The organism is Streptomyces xanthochromogenes, assembly GCF_014650455.1.
GTDB lineage: Bacteria > Actinomycetota > Actinomycetes > Streptomycetales > Streptomycetaceae > Streptomyces > Streptomyces xanthochromogenes.
The window spans coordinates 435,587-458,152 of sequence record NZ_BMUZ01000002.1 but is presented as its reverse complement, the minus strand read 5'-3'; the positions used below and the strand labels follow the sequence as shown (position 1 = coordinate 458,152).

18 protein-coding genes are annotated in these 22,566 nt (G+C 71.9%); 4 read left to right on the top strand and 14 right to left on the bottom strand.

Features of this window, described 5'->3' with window-relative positions; genetic code table 11:
- The 12 genes from pgeF to rsmH form a co-directional block, all read right to left on the bottom strand.
- Nucleotides 1–708 carry a peptidoglycan editing factor PgeF gene (gene pgeF, locus IE267_RS05870; RefSeq protein ID WP_167153820.1) on the bottom strand — a complete coding sequence of 236 codons (708 nt, stop codon included), beginning with the start codon at nucleotides 706–708 and terminating at the stop codon, nucleotides 1–3.
- Nucleotides 709–757: 49 nt separating this feature from the next.
- Entirely contained in the window at nucleotides 758–1,969 is a 1,212-nt protein-coding gene (gene ftsZ / locus IE267_RS05865) for a cell division protein FtsZ (protein ID WP_161254133.1), read from the bottom strand.
- A 277-nt stretch (nucleotides 1,970–2,246) separates the two neighbouring features.
- Nucleotides 2,247–3,053 carry a cell division protein FtsQ/DivIB gene (locus tag IE267_RS05860; RefSeq protein WP_167153818.1) on the bottom strand — a complete coding sequence of 269 codons (807 nt, stop codon included), beginning with the start codon at nucleotides 3,051–3,053 and terminating at the stop codon, nucleotides 2,247–2,249.
- Between the two features lie 23 nt (nucleotides 3,054–3,076).
- Nucleotides 3,077–4,162 (bottom strand): undecaprenyldiphospho-muramoylpentapeptide beta-N-acetylglucosaminyltransferase, encoded by a 1,086-nt coding sequence (murG, locus tag IE267_RS05855; protein ID WP_100574587.1) that lies wholly within the window; start codon nucleotides 4,160–4,162, stop codon nucleotides 3,077–3,079.
- A 6-nt stretch (nucleotides 4,163–4,168) separates the two neighbouring features.
- The gene (gene ftsW / locus IE267_RS05850) at nucleotides 4,169–5,551 is read right to left on the bottom strand and encodes a putative lipid II flippase FtsW (RefSeq protein ID WP_161254137.1); all 1,383 of its coding nucleotides are present in this window, start codon (nucleotides 5,549–5,551) and stop codon (nucleotides 4,169–4,171) included.
- A 59-nt stretch (nucleotides 5,552–5,610) separates the two neighbouring features.
- Nucleotides 5,611–7,050, bottom strand: a complete 1,440-nt coding sequence (murD, locus tag IE267_RS05845) for a UDP-N-acetylmuramoyl-L-alanine--D-glutamate ligase (RefSeq protein WP_167153816.1) — start codon at nucleotides 7,048–7,050, stop codon at nucleotides 5,611–5,613.
- Complete coding sequence (gene mraY, locus IE267_RS05840; RefSeq protein WP_100574590.1) at nucleotides 7,032–8,102, bottom strand: phospho-N-acetylmuramoyl-pentapeptide-transferase; 1,071 nt, start codon at nucleotides 8,100–8,102, stop codon at nucleotides 7,032–7,034. The genes murD and mraY overlap by 19 nt, the downstream gene beginning before the upstream one ends.
- Nucleotides 8,099–9,520, bottom strand: a complete 1,422-nt coding sequence (locus IE267_RS05835; RefSeq protein WP_189762333.1) for a UDP-N-acetylmuramoyl-tripeptide--D-alanyl-D-alanine ligase — start codon at nucleotides 9,518–9,520, stop codon at nucleotides 8,099–8,101. Before IE267_RS05835 ends, mraY begins: the two co-directional genes overlap by 4 nt.
- A 4-nt stretch (nucleotides 9,521–9,524) precedes the next feature.
- Nucleotides 9,525–11,192 carry a UDP-N-acetylmuramoyl-L-alanyl-D-glutamate--2,6-diaminopimelate ligase gene (locus IE267_RS05830; RefSeq protein ID WP_167153812.1) on the bottom strand — a complete coding sequence of 556 codons (1,668 nt, stop codon included), beginning with the start codon at nucleotides 11,190–11,192 and terminating at the stop codon, nucleotides 9,525–9,527.
- 14 nt (nucleotides 11,193–11,206) lie between these two features.
- Entirely contained in the window at nucleotides 11,207–13,126 is a 1,920-nt protein-coding gene (locus tag IE267_RS05825; protein ID WP_189762332.1) for a peptidoglycan D,D-transpeptidase FtsI family protein, read from the bottom strand.
- Nucleotides 13,127–13,130: 4 nt separating this feature from the next.
- Nucleotides 13,131–13,646, bottom strand: coding sequence for a cell division protein FtsL (gene ftsL, locus IE267_RS05820; protein WP_229860762.1), 516 nt, complete (start codon nucleotides 13,644–13,646; stop codon nucleotides 13,131–13,133).
- On the bottom strand, nucleotides 13,643–14,593 hold the full coding sequence (rsmH, locus tag IE267_RS05815; protein WP_167153810.1) for a 16S rRNA (cytosine(1402)-N(4))-methyltransferase RsmH: 951 nt from the start codon (nucleotides 14,591–14,593) through the stop codon (nucleotides 13,643–13,645). The genes ftsL and rsmH overlap by 4 nt, the downstream gene beginning before the upstream one ends.
- Before the next feature lie 420 nt (nucleotides 14,594–15,013).
- Here rsmH and IE267_RS05810 point away from each other — a divergent pair, with 420 nt between their 5' ends.
- The 4 genes from IE267_RS05810 to IE267_RS05795 all read left to right on the top strand — a co-directional run bounded on the left by IE267_RS05810 (nucleotide 15,014) and on the right by IE267_RS05795 (nucleotide 20,593).
- Nucleotides 15,014–15,580: a beta-class carbonic anhydrase gene (locus IE267_RS05810; RefSeq protein ID WP_167153808.1), complete on the top strand. Its 567-nt coding sequence runs from the start codon at nucleotides 15,014–15,016 to the stop codon at nucleotides 15,578–15,580.
- 200 nt (nucleotides 15,581–15,780) lie between these two features.
- On the top strand, nucleotides 15,781–16,791 hold the full coding sequence (locus IE267_RS05805; RefSeq protein ID WP_100574596.1) for an AAA family ATPase: 1,011 nt from the start codon (nucleotides 15,781–15,783) through the stop codon (nucleotides 16,789–16,791).
- Nucleotides 16,791–18,161, top strand: coding sequence for a DUF58 domain-containing protein (locus IE267_RS05800; RefSeq protein WP_167153806.1), 1,371 nt, complete (start codon nucleotides 16,791–16,793; stop codon nucleotides 18,159–18,161). Before IE267_RS05805 ends, IE267_RS05800 begins: the two co-directional genes overlap by 1 nt.
- Complete coding sequence (locus IE267_RS05795; RefSeq protein ID WP_189762331.1) at nucleotides 18,158–20,593, top strand: transglutaminase TgpA family protein; 2,436 nt, start codon at nucleotides 18,158–18,160, stop codon at nucleotides 20,591–20,593. The genes IE267_RS05800 and IE267_RS05795 overlap by 4 nt, the downstream gene beginning before the upstream one ends.
- Before the next feature lie 511 nt (nucleotides 20,594–21,104).
- On the opposite strand, the gene IE267_RS05790 is transcribed toward IE267_RS05795, so the two are convergent.
- Nucleotides 21,105–21,491: an SCO2097 family morphological protein gene (locus IE267_RS05790; RefSeq protein ID WP_100574598.1), complete on the bottom strand. Its 387-nt coding sequence runs from the start codon at nucleotides 21,489–21,491 to the stop codon at nucleotides 21,105–21,107.
- A 276-nt stretch (nucleotides 21,492–21,767) separates the two neighbouring features.
- Nucleotides 21,768–22,526: a class I SAM-dependent methyltransferase gene (locus IE267_RS05785; protein WP_189762330.1), complete on the bottom strand. Its 759-nt coding sequence runs from the start codon at nucleotides 22,524–22,526 to the stop codon at nucleotides 21,768–21,770.
- Nucleotides 22,527–22,566: the final 40 nt, after the last annotated feature.

Here is a 22,566-nt window from a genome sequence, read left to right as displayed (position 1 = left end):
TCAGTCCAGCCAGACATATCCGGCGAGCCGCCCAGTGGTGCGGTCGCGGCGGTACGAGAAGTGGTCGAGCGATTCGAGCGTGCAGACCGGCGAGGCCTCGATGTCGGTGACGCCGAGGGCGGCGAGTTGTGCGTGCACCCCCGCGGTCACGTCCACAGCGGGTGTCCCCCAGCTGGTCTCGGACCAAGCGGCGGGCTCGGCCTCGGCGACCTCGGCCCGCATGGGCTCGGGCACTTCGTAGCAGCGGCCGCAGACGGCGGGCCCGGTGCGGGCGACGATCCGGGCCGGGTCCGCGCCGAGCGAGACCATCGCCCCGACCGCGGCGGGCACCACGCCCGCGACCATTCCGGGCCGGCCCGCGTGGGCCGCGCCGGCGACCCCCGCCACCGGATCGGCGAGCAGTACCGGGGTGCAGTCGGCGGTGAGTACGGCGAGCGCGGTTCCCCGGCGGCCCGTCACCACCGCGTCCACGGCGGCCGGGTCACCCGGTGCGAAGGGGCCGTCGACGACGGCCACCTCGCGTCCGTGCACCTGGTTCATCCAGACCACCCGGGCCGGGTCGAGCCCGAGCTTCCCGGCGGCGAGCTCACGGTTGGTGCGTACCGAGGCGGGGTCGTCGCCGACCGCACCGCCGAGGTTGAGCTCCTCGTACGGAACGGCGCTCACCCCACCCCACCGGTCGGTGAAGGCGAAGTGCGCGCCGCTCACATTGCCCTGCTCTCGTATCACTTCAAGTGGTCGCTTCGAAACGCTTCGCTCACTTGAGGAAGTCCGGAACGTCCAGCTCCTCGGCCTGGCTGTCCGGGTAGGGACGGGCCGTCGGAACGTGCGGCGGAGCCGCGGGGGCCTCGTTGACCGGGGCGGGCTCGACCGGAGCCGGCGCCGGGGCCGGGGTCTCCTCGCGGGTGCCGACGGTGCCGAGTCCGCCGAGCGGGCGGGATGCCTCGGACGGACGCGAAGGGGCCGGCTCGTCGCGCTTGTTGGAGGCGCTGCCGAGGACCGTGTCCCGGCGCGCCGGCGGCTGACCGCCGTCGAAGCCGGCCGCGATGACGGTGACGCGCACCTCGTCGCCGAGGGCGTCGTCGATGACCGCACCGAAGATGATGTTCGCCTCGGGGTGGGCGGCCTCGCTCACCAGTTGGGCGGCTTCGTTGATCTCGAACAGGCCGAGGTCCGAGCCACCGGAGATGGAGAGCAGCACGCCGCGGGCGCCGTCGATGGACGCCTCCAGGAGCGGCGAGGAGATCGCCATCTCGGCGGCGGCCACCGCGCGGTCGTCGCCGCGGGCCGAGCCGATGCCCATGAGGGCCGAACCGGCTTCCGACATGACCGACTTGACGTCGGCGAAGTCGAGGTTGATGAGACCCGGCGTGGTGATCAGGTCCGTGATGCCCTGGACACCGCTGAGCAGCACCTGGTCCGCGGACTTGAACGCGTCCAGGACGCTGACCTGGCGGTCGGAGATGGAGAGCAGCCGGTCGTTGGGGATGACGATGAGGGTGTCGACCTCTTCGCGGAGCTCGGCGATGCCGTCCTCCGCCTGGTTGGCGCGGCGCCGGCCCTCGAAGGTGAACGGGCGGGTGACCACGCCGATCGTCAGGGCGCCGAGCGAACGCGCGATGTTGGCGACGACGGGGGCGCCGCCGGTGCCGGTGCCGCCGCCTTCGCCTGCGGTGACGAAGACCATGTCGGCCCCCTTGAGGACCTCCTCGATCTCCTCACGGTGGTCCTCTGCCGCCTTGCGTCCGACTGCCGGGTTGGCTCCGGCCCCGAGGCCGCGGGTGAGTTCACGGCCGACGTCGAGCTTGACGTCGGCGTCGCTCATCAACAGTGCTTGTGCGTCAGTGTTGATCGCGATGAACTCGACGCCCTTGAGACCGACCTCGATCATTCGGTTGATGGCATTGACACCACCGCCGCCGACACCGATGACCTTGATGACTGCGAGGTAGTTCTGCGGTGCTGCCACGTCGAAGGCCTCTCGCCTCGAGTTACGGGTCGTCACTTCGCGGTTGCCGCAAGGTGACGACGAATGCCGATTGGGACGGTCCGTATCGCCGACCCGAACCCTAACGTTGAAGTTTAGGGTTACCAGTGTGTCTGTTCGCTGGACTCTTCCGAACAGGACACTAAGTCGACAAGTGGCGCGCGTTCAACGAACACGCCGAACCTCCCGTTTTTCTTTTCACCCTATGTGATCACCCGTGTCGCTGACCAACCAGGGTGCTGGCCAGCGCATATGTCCGTCAACTACCCGATACCGCAGGGGCGGTGGGGGCACTCACATCGAAGCGGACCGACTTCGGCCGCGCTTTCATCAGTGCACTGAGGGTACGTCCCTTCAGCTCACCTTCCTCGTCACTTCCCCATCGGACGGTGCGTCCGCCGGTCAACTCGAGGGTGACCGAGTCGTACGAGGAAATCTTGACGGACCGCGTCTCCTTGGCGACGGCGGACGGGAGTTCGCCCGTGATGCGCACCGCTTCGAGGACCAGCCGGTCGGCGCCGAAGCGCCGTAGGCTCGGGGACTGCGAGACCGTCAATTCGAGCTGGGGGATGCCCTTCAGGGGCTGCGCGACCGTGGCGAAACGCACACCCTTCGCGTCCACTTCGTCGAACTTCGCGCCGTTCTTCATGACCAGGACGGGCTTGCGTTCCGTCACCTTCAGACCGATCCCGTGCGGCCATGAACGAACGACTTCGACGGAGTCGATGCGCGGCAGCTTCTGACGCAATCGCTCCCCGATCGCGTCCGTGTCGACGGAAATCAGCGGCGATCCGATCGGCACCGCGGCGACCGTTTCGACCTCATCGGTCGTCAGAACCCGTGTCCCCGTGGTCTTCACGTGCTCCACGCGCAGCCAGGTCGAGCCGTACAACAGCCAGATGACGCCCGCCCCGAGCAGCACCGCGGCGACGCCGAGCACGAGGAGGCCGCGCCTGCGGGGCAGCCGGAAGCGGCGCCCGCGGGCGGGACGGGGGCCGGACCGGCCGGACTTCGCGGACTTGTCGGTCCCTTTGCCACCGCGCTGGGCGGTCGCCTGTCCGGCCACGGTCCCTGCCTTCCGTCAGTTGATCAGCGTCCTGCGATGGCCTCGTACACCATCTGCACGAGGAGTTGGTCGGCGTCGCGCCGGCCGAACTCGGCCGCGGAGCGCGACATCTCGTACAGCCGGTGCGGGTCGGCGAGTACCGGGAGGACGTTGCCCTGCACCCATTCCGGGGTGAGTTCGGCGTCGTCGACGAGGAGGCCGCCACCCGCCTTGACCACCGGCTGGGCGTTCAGCCGCTGTTCGCCGTTGCCGATCGGCAACGGGACGTAGGCGGCGGGCAGCCCGACGGCGGAGAGTTCGGCGACGGTCATCGCGCCCGCGCGGCACAGCATCATGTCGGCCGCGGCGTACGCGAGATCCATCCGGTCCACGTACGGTACCGGGACGTACGGCGGCATCCCGGGCATGTTGTCGACACGCGGCAATTCGTTCTTCGGGCCGACCGCGTGCAGGATCTGGATGCCGGAGCGCTGGAGCACCGGGGCGACCTGCTGGATCACCTCGTTGAGGCGGCGGGCGCCCTGCGAGCCGCCCGAGACGAGCAGCGTCGGCAGGCCGGGGTCGAGCCCGAACGCGGCGCGCGCCTCGGGGCGCACCCGGGCCCGGTCGAGGGTCGCGATCGAGTAGCGCAGCGGGATGCCGATGTAGCGGGAGTTGCGCAGCTTGCTGTCCGGCGTCGCGACGGCCACGCCGGCCGCGTACCGCGAGCCGATCTTGTTGGCGAGGCCCGGCCGGGCATTGGCCTCGTGGACCACGATCGGCACCCCGAGCCGCTTGGCGGCCAGGTAGCCGGGCAGCGCCACGTAGCCGCCGAAGCCGACGACACAGTCGGCCTTGGTGCGCTCCAGGATCTGCTCGGCGGCCTTGATGGTGCCGCGCAGCCGCCCGGGGACGGTGATCAGTTCGGGGGTGGGCCTGCGGGGCAGCGGGACGGCAGGGATGAGCGCGAGCTCATAGCCGCGCTCGGGCACGAGCCGGGTCTCCAGACCCTTCTCCGTGCCGAGTGCCGTGATCCCCACGGTGGGGTCCTGCCTGCGCAGGGCGTCCGCGAGGGCGAGCGCGGGCTCGATGTGGCCGGCGGTCCCCCCACCGGCGAGTACGACATGCACCGAAATTCACCGCTCTCCGGACGGACGCTTCTTGACGCGCCGTCTCATCGACTTCCAACTCACCCGAGGCTGCCGCATGGCAAGGGCCGCCCGCGCAGCGGGGTCGTCCCGCGCGAACGCGATCAGGAGCCCCACGGCGAACATGGTCGGCAGCAGCGCGGACCCTCCGTAGGAGAACAGCGGGAGCGGGACACCGGCGATCGGCAGCAGGCCGAGCACCGCACCGATGTTGATCACGGCCTGCGCCACGATCCAGGTGGTCACACCTCCCGCGGCGTACCTCACGAAGGGGTCCTCCGTGCGTCCGGCCACGCGGATACCCGCATAGCCTAGAGCCGCGAAGAGGGCGACGACCGACAGCGTCCCCGCCAGACCCAGCTCCTCGCCGGTCACGGCGAAGATGAAGTCCGTGTGGGGCTCGGGGAGTTGGCCCCATTTCTCCACACTCGCACCCAGGCCGGATCCGAACCAGCCGCCCGAGGCGAGCGCGTAGATTCCGTGCACGGCCTGCCAGCACTGGTCCTGCGGGCCGGGATCGGTGGCGCCGATGCAGTTGAGCCGGCCCATCCGGTGCGGGCTGATCTTGATGAAGAGCGCGGCGAGCGTGCCCGCGACGGCGAGCACCCCCGCGAACAGCCGGGTCGGGGCCCCGGCCAGCCAGAGCAGGCCGAACAGGATGGCGGTCAGGATGATCGTCGTGCCCATGTCGCCGCCGAGCATGATGAGCCCGAGCAGCACGAACGCGACCGGCACGAGCGGCACGAGCATGTGCTTCCACTCGCTCAGGAGCCGTTTGTCCTGCTTGCGCGCGAGCAGGTCGGCGCCCCACAGGAGCAGCGCCAGCTTGGCGAACTCGCTGGGCTGGAGCTGGAAGGGGCCGCCGAGGTAGATCCAGTTCTGGTTGCCGTTGACGGATTTCCCTATCCCGGGGACCTGCACCAGGATCAGCAGGAAGACCGTGCCGGCCAGTATCGGGTAGGCGAGCGCCCGGTGGAGCTTGGCGGGCATCCGGGCGGCGGCGATCATCAGGCCCCCGCCGATGAGCGCCGCGAGGAACTGTTTGCGGAAGAAGTACGAGCCCGGCAGCGACAGTTCGAGCGCCTTGATCATCGAGGCGGAGTAGACCATCACGAGGCCGAGCACGGTGATGAGCAGGGCGCTGCCGAGGATCAGGTAGTACGCCGTCAGAGGCCGGTCCCAGGCCCTCCTCGCCTGTTCCACCAGGCGCCGGGGGCCGCGCGGACCGGGCCGCCGGGGCGATCCGGTGCCGCCGCCGCGGACGGCCGGGCCGCGCACGGCTCCGGCGGTGCGGCTGCGCAGGAGGAGACCGGCGAGTGCGGACACCCCGCGCGGGCGGTCCCCGGAGCCGCCAAGAACATCGGCCGCCATGTGTGCTGTCCCCTCCAGTCGTGCCCGGCGCCGGCCGGTCCGTGGAACGGGTGGTCCGGCTAGGCGCGCCCTGCGGCGAGTTCGCGGACCGCTTCCGCGAAGGCCTCGCCGCGCTTGTTGTAGTTCGCGAACATGTCCATCGAGGCGCAGGCCGGGGCCAACAGGACGGTGTCCCCCGGCCGGGCGAGCCCCGCCGCCTCGCGGACCGCCGCCGACATCGCCCCAGTGTCGGTCCGGTCGAGGTCCACCACCGGGACCTCGGGGGCGTGTCGCGCCAGGGCTTCGGCGATGAGGTGGCGCTCGGCACCGATGAGGACGACGCCGCGCAGCCGCTGGGCCGAGCGCTGGACGAGCTCGTCGAAGGAGGCACCCTTGGCCAGTCCCCCGGCGATCCAGACGATCGGGTCGTACGCCGCCAAGGAGGCCTCGGTGGCATGGGTGTTGGTGGCCTTGGAGTCGTCGACGTAGGCGACCTCGGCGACGTCCGCGACGTGCTCGATGCGGTGGGCGTCGGGCCGGAAGGCGCGCAGTCCGTCACGGACCGCCTTGGGCTCGACGCCGAAGGCGCGCGCCAGGGCCGCGGCCGCGAGGGCGTTGGCGATGTTGTGCGGGGCCGGCGGGTCGACGTCGGCGACCTCGGCGAGCTCCTGGGCGTTCTTCTGGCGGTTCTGCACGAAGGCCCGGTCGACGAGGATGCCGTCGACCACGCCCAGCTGGGAGGGGCCCGGGGTGGCGAGCGTGAAGCCGATCGCCCGGCAGCCCTCCTCCACGTCGGCCTCGCGCACCAGGTGCTCGGTCGCGGCGTCCTGCGCGTTGTAGACGCAGGCGATGTGGTTGCCCTCGTAGATACGGCCCTTGTCGGCGGCGTACGCCTCCATGGTGCCGTGCCAGTCGAGGTGGTCCGGCGCCAGGTTGAGCACGGCCGCGGAGTGGGCGCGCAGCGAGGGCGCCCAGTGCAGCTGGTAGCTGGAGAGCTCGACGGCCAGGACGTCGTACTCCGTCTCGCCGAGGACCACGTCGAGCAGCGAGACGCCGATGTTGCCGACGGCGGCGGTGCGCAGGCCCGCCGCCTCCAGGATCGAGGCGAGCATCCGGGTGGTGGTGGTCTTGCCGTTGGTGCCGGTGACCGCGAGCCAGGGGGCCGGCTTGCGGCCGTCCAGCTCGCGCAGCCGCCAGGCCAGCTCGACGTCTCCCCACACCGGCACGCCCGCCTCTGCGGCGGCCGCGAACAGCGGCTTGTCGGGCCGCCAGCCCGGCGTGGTGACGACGAGCTCGGTGCCCTCCGGCAGGGTGGCGCCGTCGCCGAGGCGCACGGTGATGCCCTGCGCCTCCAGCTCCGCCGCCTGGGCGCGCGAGCGCTCGTCGGCGCCCTCGCTGACGGCCGTGACGACGGCGCCGAGCCCGTTCAGGACCCGGGCCACCGGCATCCCGGAGACGCCGAGACCGGCCACCGTCACGCGCTTGCCCTGCCAGGTGGTGCTCACTTGTCGGCTGCCCATCCCGCGTAGAAGAGTCCGAGTCCCACGATCACGCACATGCCCTGGATGATCCAGAACCGGACCACGACAAGGACTTCGGACCACCCCTTGAGTTCGAAGTGGTGCTGGAGCGGCGCCATCCGGAAGACCCGCTTGCCGGTCATCTTGAACGAGCCGACCTGGATGACCACGGACATCGTGATCAGCACGAACAGGCCGCCGAGCAGGGCGATCAGGAACTCCGTGCGGGAGCAGATCGCCAGGCCCGCGAGCGCGCCGCCGAGGGCGAGCGAGCCGGTGTCGCCCATGAAGATCTTGGCGGGCGAGGTGTTCCACCACAGGAAGCCGAAGCAGGAGCCCATCAGGGCGGATGCGACGACCGCGAGGTCGAGCGGATCGCGCACCTCGAAGCAGGCGTTGGGGTTGGTCAGGGTCTGCGCGTTGGCGCAGGACTCCTGGAACTGCCACAGGCCGATGAAGGTGTACGCGCCGAAGACCATCACCGACGCGCCGGTGGCCAGGCCGTCCAGACCGTCCGTCAGGTTCACGCCGTTCGACATGGCGAGGATCATGAACAGCGCCCAGACCACGAAGATGACCGGCCCGACCGACCAGCCGAAGTCGTTGATGAACGACAGCTTGGTGGAGGCCGGCGTGTTGCCACGGGCGTCGGCGAACTGCAGGGCGAGCACCGCGAAGGCGATGCCGACGATCAGCTGTCCGGCCATCTTCGCCTTGGCCCGCAGGCCGAGCGAGCGCTGCTTGACGATCTTGATGTAGTCGTCGAGGAAGCCGACCATGCCCATGCCGGCCGTCAGGAAGAGCACCAACAGGCCCGAGAACGTCGGATCCTCACTGGTGATCACCTTGGTCAGCGCGTACGCGATCAGCGTGGCCAGGATGAAGGCGATGCCACCCATGGTGGGTGTGCCCTTCTTCCCGGCGTGGCCGCGCGGGCCGTCGTCACGGATGAACTGGCCGTAGCCCTTGCGGGCGAGCAGCTTGATGAGCAGCGGGGTCCCGACCAGGGTCAGGAAGAGACCGATGGCTCCCGCGAAGAGGATCTGCCTCATCGGGCGGCGACCTCACCCTCGGCAGCGCCTTCGAGCAGCGCCAGTGCCACCCGCTCCAGGCCGATCGACCTGGATGCCTTCACCAGCACGACGTCTCCCGGCCGCAGTTCACTGCGCAGCAGGTCGACGGCCGCCTGTGCGTCGGACACGTGCACCGACTCCTCACCCCACGAACCCTCGTTATATGCGCCCAGTTGCAGCCAGGACGCCTCCCGGCCCCCGACTGCCACGAGCTTGCTGACGTTGAGCCGGACGGCGAGCCGTCCGACCGCGTCGTGCTCGGCCAGCGAGTCGTCGCCGAGCTCGGCCATCGGGCCGAGCACCGCCCACGTGCGTCCCCCCCGGGCCCGTGAGGCCTCGCCCATTGCCGCGAGCGCGCGGAGGGCGGCTCGCATGGATTCGGGGTTCGCGTTGTAGGCGTCGTTGACGACGGTCACACCGTCCGGACGCTCGGTGACCTCCATACGCCAGCGGGAGAGGGAGCCCGCCTCGGAGAGCGCGCGGGCGATCTCGTCTGCGGACATGCCCAGCTCATGGGCGACGGCGGCCGCGGCGAGCGCGTTCGACACGTGGTGCTCACCGTACAGGCGCAACGTCACATCACCGCACCCGGAGGGTGTGAGAAGGCTGAAGGAGGGCTGTCCGGCATCTGTGAGCCGGACGTTCTCGGCCCGTACGTCCGCGTCCGCGGCTTCTCCGAAGAGCAGCACGCGCGCCTTGGTGCGGGACGCCATGGCCCGTACCAGCGGGTCGTCCGCGTTCAGCACCGCGCAGCCCGACTCGGGCAGCGACTCGACCAACTCCCCCTTGGCCAGAGCGATCTGCTCCTTGCCGCCGAACTCGCCGATGTGGGCGGACCCGACGTTCAGGACGAGACCGATGGTGGGCGGGGTCAGCCCGGTGAGGTAGCGGATGTGGCCGACGCCGCGCGCGCCCATCTCCAGGACCAGGTGTCTGGTCTCCGCGGTCGCGGTGAGCGCGGTCAGCGGCAGGCCGATCTCGTTGTTGAGGGAGCCCGGCGTGAACACTGTCGGCGCGTGGCGCTGGAGCACCTGCGCGATCAGGTCCTTGGTGGACGTCTTGCCGGACGAGCCGGTGAGGGCGACGACTTCGGTGCCGAGCCGGCCCACGACGTCCCGGGCGAGCGCCCCGAGGGCGGCCTGCACGTCGTCCACGACGATCGCGGGCACGCCGACCGGGCGGGCCGCGAGGACCGCCACCGCGCCCGCCTCGAAGGCGCGCTGCGCGTAGTCGTGGCCGTCGACGTTCTCGCCGGCGAAGGCCACGAAGAGCGAACCGGCCGCCACCTGGCGGGAGTCGATGACGACGGGGCCGGTGACCTGGACGGACGGATCCGGTATGTCGTGCGGCTGCCCGCCGACGATTTCGGCGATCTCGGCGAGGGAGAGGGCGATCACTACTTCATCCCTGACTTTTCTGGATGGCGGCGCGGAGGACCAGGCGGTCGTCGAACGGACGGACCACTCCGTGGATGTCCTGGCCCTGTTCATGACCCTTGCCCGCGACGAGCACGGTGTCGCCGGGCTCCGCGAGGGCGACGGCCGACGCGATGGCGGCGGCACGGTCCTCGAAGACCTGGACCTCACCGCGCTCGTGGGCCGGCACCTCGGCGGCGCCCGCCAGCATCGCGGCGAGGATTCCGAGCGGGTCCTCGGATCGGGGGTTGTCGGAGGTCAGTACGGCGGTGTCGGCGAGCCGGGCCGCCGCGGCGCCCATCGGGCCCCGCTTGGTCTTGTCCCGGTCGCCGCCGCAGCCGAGCACGATGTGCAGCCTGCCCTCGGTGACCTTGCGCAGCGAGCGCAGGACCGATTCGACGGCGTCCGTCTTGTGGGCGTAGTCGACGACGGCCAGATAGGGCTGGCCGGCGTCCACCCGCTCCAGACGGCCGGGCACGCCGGGTACGGCGGCCACTCCGTCGGCTGCGGTCTGCGGGTCGACGCCCGCGATGGCGAGCGTGACGATGGCGGCGAGGGTGTTCGCCACGTTGAACGGGCCGGGCAGCGGGGCGGTGGCGGAGATCCGCTCGCCGCCCGGGGCGACCACGGTGAAGGTGCTGCTGTCCTGGCGCACCTGGACGTCCTCGGCCCGCCAGTCGGCCTCGGGGTGGCCCTCGGCGGAGAAGGTGGTGATCTCGATGCCGGCCTCCTTCACGAGGCGGCGGCCGTACTCGTCGTCGTAGTTCACCACGCCGCGCTTGGCCCGCTGCGGCGTGAACAGCTGCGCCTTGGCCTGGAAGTAGTCCTCCATGCCGGAGTGGAACTCCATGTGCTCCGGGCTGAGGTTGTTGAAGACGGCGACGTCGAAGACGCAGCCGTCGACCCGGCCGAGCACCAGGGCGTGGCTGGAGACCTCCATGGCGACCGAGTCGACCCCGCGCTCGCGCATGACCGCGAACAGGGCCTGCAGATCGGTGGCTTCGGGGGTGGTGCGCTCGGACTTGATGCGCTCGTCGCCGATGCGCATCTCGACCGTGCCGATCAGGCCGGTCGCGTGTCCGGCGCCGCGCAGGCCGCCCTCGACGAGGTAGGCGGTCGTGGTCTTGCCGGAGGTTCCGGTGATGCCGAGCTGGAGCAGATCGCGGCCGGGGTGGCCGTAGATCTCGGCGGCGAGCTCGCCCATCCGGCCCCGCGGGTCTCCGGCGACCAGCACCGGAAGACCGGTCGCGGCGGCCCGCTCGCGGCCCGCCGGGTCGGTGAGGACGGCGACCGCGCCGAGGCTCGCGGCCTGGGCGGCGAAGTCGGCGCCGTGCGTGTTGGCGCCCGGCAGCGCGGCGTACAGGTCTCCGGGGCGCACCGCCCGGGAGTCGTGCGTGATGCCGGTGACCTCTCCCGGTCCTGGGCTGTTCGTCCCCAGTCGCGCGGCCAGTTCGCCGAGCGGGGTCGGACGGGCCTGTTCCGGTCGGGGCGCTCCCGGCTGTTTCGCGGGGGCGTCCTGCTGGGCGGTTCGGTACTGATCAGCGTGTGGCACGGCGGTGAGCGTACCGGGCGTACCGGCCGGGTCGCCAAAAGAGGGGGGCACGTCGTCCTGGGTCCCGTCCTGGTTCCCAGGACCCTGGGTGATGGTTGTCACTGAGGCTTCCGGATTCAGTCGTTGCCGCCGAAGGTGACGGGCAGGTTGGGAGGCTGGGCTCCGCTCGGCGGGATCTGGAGGGTCTTGAGGGCGAACTCCATGACCTGCTTGTAGATGGGTCCGCAGATCTGGCCACCGAAATAGCTGCCCTTCGTCGGGTTCTGGATGGCGCAGTAGACGGTGATCTTGGGGTTGTCGGCCGGGGCGAAGCCCGCGAAGGAGGCGGTGTAGCCCTTGTAGGTGCCGGTCTTGGGGTCGACCCGGTTGGCGGTGCCGGTCTTGCCCGCGACGCGGTAGCCGGGGATGGCGGCCTTGGTTCCGGTGCCCTCGGCGTCGCCGACGACCGATTCGAGCATCTGGGCCAGCGTCTTGGCGGTCTTCTCGCTGACCACCCGGGTCTGCTGGGGCGCGGGCGCCGGGGTGAACCGCCCGTCCGGGCCCTTGGTGCCGCGCACCAGGGTCGGCTGGACGCGTACGCCGCCGTTGGCGATGGTCGAGTACACCGAGGCCGCCTGCATCGCGTTGAGCGAGAGGCCCTGGCCGAACCGGACGGTGTACTGCTGCGAGGTGGACCACTTGTTCGCGGGGGCGAGGATGCCCGGCGTCTCACCGGGGAAGTCGAGCCCGCTGGGCTTGCCGATGCCGAACTTGCGCAGGTAGGAGTACAGGACGTTGTCGGCCTGGGCGTCGGTCTTGCCGAGCTGCTCGACGGCGAGGATGGTGCCGATGTTGCTGGACTTGGCGAGCACGCCGTTGAGCGTCAGGTTCCAGGTCGCGTGGTCGACGTCGTCCTTGAAGAGCCGGTCGCCGCGCTGGAGCCGGTTGGGCACCACCACATGGGTGTCGGGCGTGGCGACGCCCTCCTCAAGCACCGCGGCCATGGACATGACCTTGGCGGTGGAGCCCGGCTCGAAGGCGTCCTGGAGCGCCGCGTTGCCCATGGCGGCGGAGTTGGCCTGGGCGATGTTGTTGGGGTCGAAGCCCGGCGCGTTCGCCATGGCCAGGACCTCGCCGGTGTCGGACCGCTGCACTATGACGTACCCGCGGTCGGCGTGGGACTCGGCGACCTGGTCGGAGATCGCCTTCTGGGCCATCCACTGGATGTCCCGGTCGATGGTCAGCTCGACGTCGGAGCCGGGCACGGCCGGCGTCTCGTGGGTGCCGGCCGTGGGGACCCTGCGGCCGCCGGACTGGGCGTAGGAGATCTTGCCGTCGGTGCCGGCCAACTCCTTGTTCAGGGACGACTCCAGGCCCCCGCCGCCCTTGCCCTCGGCGTTGACGTAACCCAGTATCCCGGCGGCGAGGTCGCCGTTGGGGTACACCCGCTTGGTGCTGGACTCGTTGAGGACGCCGGCCAGCACGTTGGCGCCGGGGCCGCCCTTGGCCCTGTCGGCGGACGCCTTCTCGCCGAGGACCTTCTTCAGGTCCTTGATCTGGTTCCACACCTGCGGGGTCTGCCGGCGAGCGAGCACCACGTACCGGGTTCTGGGCGTCTTGAGCTTCTTGGCGAGCTCCGCCTGGTCCTTGCCGATGAGCGGCGCGAGCAGCGCGGCCGCCTGCTCCGCGGCGTCCGGGATCTTGGTGGACTCGGGGGTGAACAGCGTCGGGTCGGCGGTGATGTCGTACGCGTCGACGCTGGTGGCGAGCGCGATGCCGGCCCGGTCGGTGATCCGGCCGCGCTCGGCGGGCAGCGCGTAGCTGGCGTACCGGTTCTTGTCGGCCTTGGCGGCGTACGCGCTGGCGTCGACGGCCTGCACCTGGAGCAGCCGTACGACGAAGGCCAGCATGACCAGGGTGAGTCCGAGGCTGACCAGGCGCAGCCGGGGCCGGTGGCTGCCGAGCTTGATCTTCTTGGCGGCCGCGGGGCGGCGGGCCTGCGGCCGGGAGCGCGCGGGCGGGGGCACCCGGCGGCGCGGGGGTTCCTTGGGGCTCACTGCGTCACCTGCCGGGGTTCGGGGAGGTCTTCGCGGGCGGGCGGGGCTGCTTGGGGGCCGGGGCGTGGTGCTGCTTGGGGTGCGGAGCGGGGGCCTGGCTCTGTGCCGCGGGCAGCGGCGAGGGCTCTGCGGCCTCGGCGGGCGAGGGGTCGCCGGCCGAGGCGGGGACGCCCTTGACGGTGCCGTCGGGGCCGAGGAAGACGGGGTTGCCGCCGGGGACCATGCCGAGGTCGCCGGCCCGGCGGGACAGCGCGTCGGGGGCGGACAGGTCGTCCACGTCGCGCTGCAGCGCCTGTTGTTCGTCGGTGAGTTCGGTGGTCTGCCTGCGGTACTCGCTGAGCTTGAACGAGCCCGCGTTGAGCGCCGAGTTGAGCACCAGGAGCGCGATGAGCCCCCCGCCGAGGAGGGCCACGACGAGGAGTACGAACGGGGTGCGGGCGGCACTGTTGGCCCCCTGCGAAGGCATCAGCCTGCCGAGCCGCGCGGCCGTGCCGCGCAGCTGCCTGGCCGGTTTGCTCACACGTCCTCCCTGATCCGCTGGGCCCCCCGGAGCCGGGCGGGGGCCGCGCGCCGGTTCTCGGCGACCTCCTCCTCCGTGGGGAGTTCGGCACCGCGGGTGAGGAGCTTGAGCCGCGGCTGGTAGCGCTCGGGCACCACCGGGAGCCCGGGCGGCGCGGTGTTGGCGGCGCCGGCCGCGAACACCTGCTTGACGATGCGGTCCTCCAGGGACTGGTAGGAGAGCACCGCGACCCGGCCGCCGACCGCGATGGCCTCGACGGCCGCGGGGATCGCCCGCTCCACGCTGGCGAGTTCGCCGTTGACCTCGATGCGCAGGGCCTGGAAGGTGCGCTTGGACGGGTTGCCGCCGGTGCGCTTGGCGGCCTGCGGCAGCGAGTCGCGGATCAGTTCGACGAGGCGTGCGCTGTTGGTGAAGGGCTCCTTCTCGCGTTCGCGCACGACCGCCGAGACGATCCGCTTGGCCTGCTTCTCCTCGCCGTACGCCCGCAGGATCCGCACGAGTTCGCCGGGCGGGTAGGTGTTGAGCACCTCGGCGGCGCTCATCCCGGTCGACTGGTCCATGCGCATGTCCAGGGGCGCGTCCTGCGCGTAGGCGAAGCCGCGGTCGGCCTCGTCGAGCTGCATGGAGGAGACGCCGAGGTCGAACAGGACGCCCTGGACGCGCGGGGTGCCGAGCCGGGCGAGCACGTCGGGGAGCTCGTCGTAGACGGCGTGCACCAGTGTGGCGCGCTCCCCGAAGGGGGCGAGGCGCTCGCCGGACAGGCGCAGCGCCTCCTTGTCGCGGTCGAGGGCGATCAGGCGCGCCTCGGGGAACCGGGTGAGCAGGGCCTCGCTGTGGCCGCCGAGGCCGAGGGTGCAGTCGACGACGACCGCTCCGGGTTCGGTCAGGGCCGGGGCCAACATGTCCAAGCATCGCTGGAGCATCACCGGGACGTGTCGCTGGCTCAAAGCCGCCCTCTCAAGGATCCGGCGCACCGCCGCGCATACGTACCCGGTCCCCGCTCCCCCTGGAACGGGGGGCGAACGGCTGGCGCCGGGGAAGGGGCGTCAGCCGACCGGAGGGCGGGAGGAGGCCGAGCCGTACGTGCGCCGCGCACGCGGGTAAACGTAGGTCCGGGAGGCCGTGCTTCCCGGAAGCTGGGAGTTCCGTCAAGGGGGAGAACGTGTGTCACGCCTCCCGCTTCGCGCCACTTTAGTCCACTCGTCCTTCGGGTCAATCAACCCTCCAGCGCGGCGCCGGGCACTTTTTTCACCCGTTCGGGTGAGCCCGCGTGAGGCCTGTGGGTTAGCTCACAGACGCCCGAGTTGACGGTCTTTTTCCGCCCGCACGACGCGACCGGGCGATCGGCGGCGGCTACCGTCATATACATGTCGACTCCTGCGCACATACCCGCAGAGCCTCCCGCCTCCCGGCCGCACCTGACCGTGAGGAGCGGCGGCACCGTGACCGACCGCCTGGTGGAGGCGAACCACCGGTACGCCGACGCCTTCCGCGACCCCGGCATGGACGCCAGGCCCGTGCTGCACGTGGCCGTGGTGGCCTGCATGGACGCCCGGCTCGACCTGCACGCGGCCCTCGGCCTCGATCTGGGCGACTGCCACACCATCCGCAACGCGGGCGGCGTGGTCACCGACGACGTGATCCGCTCGCTCACCATCAGCCAGCGCGCGCTCGGCACCACCAGCGTCATGCTGGTGCACCACACGGGCTGCGGCATGGAGACGCTCACCGAGGACTTCCGGCACACCCTGGAGGACGAGGTGGGCCAGCGCCCGGCCTGGGCCGTCGAGGCGTTCCGGGACGCCGACCAGGACGTGCGGCAGTCGATGCAGCGGGTGCGGACCTCTCCGTTCCTGCCGCACACCGACGACGTCCGCGGCTTCGTCTTCGACGTCACGACGGGTCTGCTGCGGGAGATCGATCCGGCCGACTGACCGAGCAGGAACGGAAATAGGGGGACAACTCACAATGAATCCCCCTCAGTTGTCCACAGGCGAGTGACACGACCTGGCAACGGCAACAAGAATGCGGATGTGACACCGGGTCGAACCGTTCGGCCGCGCTGTCCGTATTCCGGGGTGGGCCGGGCCGCTGACAGTGCATCGGCCCGTATGAAAGGGCCGAGGAGGGCCGGGTGACGACCTATGACGATCGAGCGAGCCTCAGCGATCTGACCGCCACAGCGGAGCGAGTCCGCGGGTCGGTGGAAAGCGTGATCGAGGGCAAGCCCGAGGTCGTACGGCTTTCGCTGACCGTACTGCTCGCCGAAGGGCACCTCCTGATCGAGGACGTGCCGGGCGTGGGCAAGACCATGCTGGCCAAGACCCTGGCCAGGTCCATCGACTGCTCGGTGCGGCGCATCCAGTTCACGCCGGACCTGCTGCCCTCGGACATCACCGGGGTGTCGATCTACGACCAGCAGCGGCGCGACTTCGAGTTCAAGCCCGGCGCGATCTTCGCCCAGATCGTGATCGGCGACGAGATCAACCGCGCCTCGCCCAAGACGCAGTCGGCGCTCCTGGAGTCCATGGAGGAGCGGCAGGTCACCATCGACGGGCAGACCTACGAACTGCCCAGCCCCTTCATGGTCGTGGCCACCCAGAACCCGGTGGAGATGGAGGGCACCTACCCGCTGCCCGAGGCCCAGCGCGACCGCTTCATGGCCCGGGTGTCGATGGGCTACCCGACGCCCGAGGCCGAGCTCCAGATGCTCGACGTGCACGGCGCGGTCTCCCCGCTCGACGACCTCCAGCCGGTGGCGCACGCCCATGACATCGTCAAACTGATCGACGCGGTCCGCGGGGTGCACGTCGCCGACGCGGTACGGCGCTACGCGGTCCAGCTGGTCGGCGCCACGCGCAACCACCCGGACCTCAGACTCGGCGCCTCACCGCGCGCCACGCTCCATCTGCTGCGCGCGGCGAAGGCGTCGGCGGCCCTCAGCGGCCGGGACTACGCGCTGCCCGACGACGTGCAGGCCCTGGCCGTCGCGGTGCTGGCCCACCGGCTGCTGCCCACGGCACAGGCCCAGCTCAACCGGCGCACCGCCGAGCAGGTCGTCCTGGAGATCCTCCAGCGCACCCCCGTTCCGCAGGCCGGGAACCCGCTGTACGGCCAGCAGCCGCCCGGCGCCCGGCGGCTGTGATGGCGGCGGCCGGGGGGCTCCCCGCCGAATCCGCCGACGAGCGGGGCCGGGGCGGCCTCTGGGCCGCCCTGGCCGGCCTGACCACCCGCGGCCGGTCCTTCCTCGCGGCCGGCGTCGCCGCCGCGATCTGCGCCTTCGTCCTCGGCCAGGAGGACCTCCTGCGGGTCGGGCTGCTCCTCGCCGTGCTGCCCCTGGTCTGCACGGTGGTGCTCTACCGCACCCGCTACCGCGTCGCGGGCAGCCGCCGACTCGAACCGGGCCGGGTCCCGGCCGGCTCCGAGGCCCGCGTCCAGCTGCGCATCGACAACGTCTCGCGGCTGCACACCGGCCTGCTCATGCTCCAGGACCGGGTGCCGTACGTGCTCGGCCCGCGCCCCCGCTTCGTACTGGACCGGGTCGAGGCGGGCGGCAAGCGCGAGGTGTCCTACCGGGTCCGCTCCGACCTGCGCGGACGCTATCCGCTCGGCCCGCTCCAGCTGCGCCTCACCGACCCGTTCGGCATGTGCGAGCTGACCCGGGCCTTCAGCGCGTACGACACCCTGACCGTGATCCCGCGGACCGAGCCGCTGCCGCCGGTGCGGCTTTCCGGCGAGGCCGCCGGATACGGCGACGGGCGGCACCGCTCCCTCGCGCTCGCCGGAGAGGACGACGTCATCCCGCGCGGCTACCGGCACGGCGACGACCTGCGCCGGGTGCACTGGCGCTCCACCGCCCGCTACGGCGAGCTGATGGTGCGCCGCGAGGAGCAGCCGCAGCGGGCCAGGTGCACGGTCCTGCTCGACACCCGGGACATCGCGTACGCGGGCGCGGGCCCCGACTCGGCCTTCGAATGGGCCGTATCGGGCGCGGCCTCCGCCCTGGTGCACATGCTGGAACGGGGCTTCTCCGTACGCCTGTTGACCGATACCGGCAGTTCCGTGCCCGGCGAGGGCGCGGGCGGGTTCGCCGGCACCACCCAGGACTCCTCGGACTCGGCGGGCCTGATGATGGACACCCTCGCGGTCGTCGACCACTCCGACGGCGGCGGCCTCTCGCGCGCCTACGACGTGCTGCGCGGCGGCAACGAAGGGCTGCTCATCGGGTTCTTCGGCGACCTCGACGAGGAACAGGCCGCGGTCGCGGCCAAGATGCGGCGGCGCAGCGGGGCCGCGGTGGCGTTCGTGCTCGACAGCGGTCTGTGGACGCAAGGCGGCCCCGAACACGGCCCGGTCGAGGAGCGGCTGCGGCTGCTGCGCGAGGCGGGCTGGACGGCGCTCGCGGTGCCGCCCGGCGCCGCGCTGCCCGACCTGTGGCGCCAGGCGGGCCGGGAACGTACCAACGCGGGGGCGGCGTCCGGTGGCGCGGCCGGCACGGCAGGGGGATGGTCATGAGCGGGCGCGGACGGCTGGCGCTGTGCGCCTATCTGGCCACGGTGATGGCGGCCTGCTCGATGCTGCCGCTGGTCGCCCCGGCGAGCTGGCTGCTCCAGGCCGCGTTCCTGCTCGCGATCCTGACCGGGGTCGGCGCGCTGGCCCGGCGGGTGCCGCTGGCCCGGCCGCTGACCGTGCTCGCCCAGGCCGTGGTGGCCCTGCTGCTGCTGACCCTCGTCTTCGCGCGCCACCAGGCGCTCGGCGGGGTGCTGCCGGGACCCGACGCCCTCGTACAGCTCAATTCCCTGCTCCAGCAGGGCGCGACGGACGTCGGGCAGTACGCGATCCCGGCACCCGCGACCTCGGGCATCCGGCTGATGATGGTCGGCGGAGTGCTGGTCATCGGCCTCGCGGTGGACGCGCTCGCGGTGACGTTCCGCAGCGCGGCCCCGGCCGGCCTGCCGCTGCTCGCGCTGTACTCGGTGGCCGCGGGGCTCTCCTCGGGCGGCGCGAGCTGGCTGTGGTTCGTGCTCGCCGCGACCGGCTACCTGCTGCTCCTGCTCGCCGAGGGCCGCGACCGGCTCTCCCAGTGGGGGCGGGTCTTCGGCGGATCGGCACGGGCGCCCGGCCGGGCCCAGCAGAGCGTGTTCGAGCACTCGGCGCCGCTCGCCCCGGTGCGTACCGGACGGCGGATCGGCGCGCTGGCGCTCGGCATCGCGCTGGTGATCCCGGCGATGCTGCCGGCCCTGGACAGTGGGCTGCTCGGCAACGCCGGTACCGGTGGGGACGGCGACGGCACGGGCGGGACCATCTCGGCGGTCAACCCCTTGGTGTCGCTGCAGAACAGCCTGAACCAGCCCGAGGACCGCGAGGTGATGCGGTACAACACCAATGCCCAGGACACCAAGGAGATGTATCTGCGGATCGTCGCGCTCGACGAGTTCGACGGGGCGTCCTGGAAGTCCTCGGAGCGGCACATCAAAGACGTGCCCGACCCCCTGCCGAGGCCCGACGGGCTCAGCCCCTCGGTCGTCACCACCGATGTGCAGACCAGCATCTCGGCGGCCGGCTGGTACGCCCAGAGCTGGCTGCCGATGCCGTTCCCCGCGACCCAGGTGAACATCAAGGGCGACTGGCGGTTCGAGCCGGTCGGGCGGACGCTGGTCGGCGACCGCAAGCAGACGACCCGGGGTGCGCAGTACACGGTCTCCAGCCTCCTGGTGCGGCCGACGGCGGCCCAGTTGGCGCAGGCGGCGGCCCCGTCGGCCGCCCTCGTCAAGGAGTACACCCGCGTCCCCGACTCGCTGCCCTCGGTGGTGAGCGCCACCGCACGGCAGGTCACCAGCGGCGCCGCGAACAACTACGAGAGGGCCGTCAAGCTCCAGGACTGGTTCTCCACCAGCGGCGGCTTCAGCTACAACACCCACGTCCAGTCGGGCAGCGGGACCGAGGCGATCGCCAACTTCCTCAAGGAGAAGGAGGGCTTCTGCGTCCACTTCTCCTTCTCGATGGCCGCGATGGCCCGCACCCTCGGCATCCCGGCCCGGGTCGCGGTGGGCTTCACGCCCGGCACCCCGCGGCCGGACGGCACGATGTCGGTGGGCCTGCGCGACGCGCACGCCTGGCCCGAGCTGTACTTCGAAGGTGTGGGCTGGACCCGTTTCGAGCCGACGCCGACGCGGGGTACGGCCCCCGACTACACCCGGCAGCAGACTCCGGTGGACAGCCCGAGCAGTCCGGCCGAACCGTCGAAGCGCGCCTCGGCCGAGCCCTCGGCGGCCCCGTCCGCCGCCGACTCCTGCCCGCCCGGCGACCGCCGCCTGGGCGACTGCGGCCCCTCGGCCGCGGCGGGCGTCGCGGGCCCGACGAACAGCGGCCCGTCGGCCCCGGCCCTCATCGGTACGGTCCTGGGGGTGGCGGCGCTGCTGGTGCTGCCGCTGCTGCCCCTGCTGTGGCGCAGGCGGGTACGGGCCCGGCGGCTCGGCTCCGGCGGGCGCACCCCGGCGGACGCGGTGGCCCGCACGCTCGCCGCCTGGCAGGAGATCACCGACACCGCCTGGGACCACGGCATTCCGCCCGACGAGTCGCAGACGCCCCGCAAGGCGGCGGCACGGATGGTCGCGCTGGGCCGCCTCGACGGCCCGGCGGCCGAGTCCGTCCACCGCGCGGCGAGCGCGGTGGAGCAGGTCCTGTACGCCCCCGAGCCCCGGCCGGCCTCCGGTCTGGCGGACGACGTGGCCCGCGTGACGGCCGGTCTGCACGCGGCAGCGGGCCGCAAGCAGGCGTGGCGCGCGATTCTCGCGCCCCGCTCAGCTGTCCGGGTGATCTGGTCCCTCTCCCTGCGCTGGGAACGTGCCGGGGCGGCGGTGACGGGTCGCATGCGCGGCTTGGCGGAGCGTCTGCGGCCCCGCGCCCGCAAGGCGGCCCCGCCGGAATCAGCCCCGGGCAGGTAACACCCCCTGGGGCTCCGCCCCAGACCCCGAGCGCCATCTGCCCACCGCCCGCCCGTCCCCGGGGGTTGATTCGTACCGGGTCCCCCCGGGACTCCGCCCCAGACCCCGTTCGCGCCTTGAGGGCGCTCGTCCTCAAACGCCGGACGGGCTGAGGATGCCCCCGCACCCAGCGTTTTCGGAGGCGTGGGGCTGTGACCTTGCGCGGCTCCGGTCCACCTACAGGGGCGCGAGGAACTGCGCGACCAGCCACACACGGCGCGAAGACGAAAACGGGTTGGGGGGCGCGGGGAACTGCGCGACCAGCCCCCACCGCGCGAGGACGAAAACGGGTTGGGGGCGCGAGGAACTGCGCGCACGGCCCCCACCGGGCCGCAGACGAAGACGGGAACAGGAACGGGGCGAAGCCCCAGGGGGTCGGGGGCAGAGCCCCGGAAGGGGCCGGGTACGCCACAGGGGCAGCCACCTCGCGAAAGGTGACCGCCCCTGGGGTTCAGGTCAGAACGGGGCGGGGCTAGCGCCCCTCATCGCGGCGCCGCTGCCACCGCTGCTCGATCCGGTCCATCATCGAGCGCCGCTGACGAGCCTGCCGCGGCGCGGCGGAACCACCGGAACGCACCTCACCGGGACGCGGCGCCTTGCGCCATCCGGTGACCGCGAGCACCGCACATCCGAGCATGACGAGGAATCCCACCACACTGATCCAGATCTGCTGCGCGACCATTCCTGCCATGAGGAGCGCGATACCCACCAGGAAGCCTGCGACCGCCTGGTAGACCCGTCGCCGGGTGTACGTACGCAGCCCGCTTCCCTCAAGCGCTGTCGCGAACTTGGGATCTTCGGCGTACAGCGCTCGCTCCATCTGCTCGAGCATGCGCTGCTCGTGCTCCGAGAGCGGCACGGAGTCCTCCTACTCGTCGGTCGCGGGGGGCGACCGGATGCGGCCCCTTCAGGATAGGCAGGGAATCGCCCCCGTGAAACCCGCCCTCTACGCCAAATCGCCAGCCGGGCCGCCACGGCGGCTCGGCTGTGGAGATTCAATTCCCCAAGAGTCGATCCGTCATGCCGGACGGTGTGCCTCGATCATACGGGGCGAAGCCGCCGATCGGGGGGCCTGTGGCGTACTCCATGCGGCACAGCGTCGCTGATCAGCCCGCCGGGGGCCACCGGAGCCGGGTCAGCCGCGCTTCTCGCCCAGTACGTGCAGTTGGGTGGCGACGGCGTGGAAGGCGGGGAGCTCGGCGGCGGCGGCCTCCAGCTTGAGGAGCGCGTCCAGGGCACCCGGCTCGGTGTCCACCAGGACGCCGGGCACCAGGTCGGCGAAGACCCGCACGCCGTGCACCGCTCCGGCCGTGGCTCCGGCGGCGCCGACGAGCTCGATGAGCTGCTCCGCGGTGAACCGGTGCGGCACCGGGTCGCCGTCGCCCCAGCGGCCCGCCGGGTCGGAGAGCGCGTGCCGGGCCTCGGTGAAGTGCCCGGCCAGCGCGCGGGAGAGCACCGCGCCGCCGAGACCCGCGGCGAGCAGGCTGAGCGCACCCTCGGGGCGCAGCGCGTCCACCGCGTTGCGGACGCCTTCCGCCGGGCCCTCGACGTACTCCAGGACGCCGTGGCACAGCACCGCGTCGTAGCCGCCGCGCTCGACCACGTCGAAGAGGCCGAGCACATCGCCCTGGACACCGTGCACCCGCTCGGCGACGCCGGCCTCGGCCGCCCTGCGCTCCAGCGCGAACAGCGCGTTGGGGCTGGGGTCGACCACGGTGACCCGGTGACCGAGGGCGGCCACCGGGACCGCGAAGTTGCCGGAGCCGCCGCCGGTGTCCAGGACGTCCAGGGCCTCGCGTCCGGTCACCTTGACCCGACGGTCGAGCGCTTCCTTGAGGACCTCCCAGACCACGGCGGTACGAAGGGAGGCGCGGGGGCGCATGGGGTCCGACACGGCAGTTGACTCCTCGGCGCGGTGCCGCCGCGGACGCGGC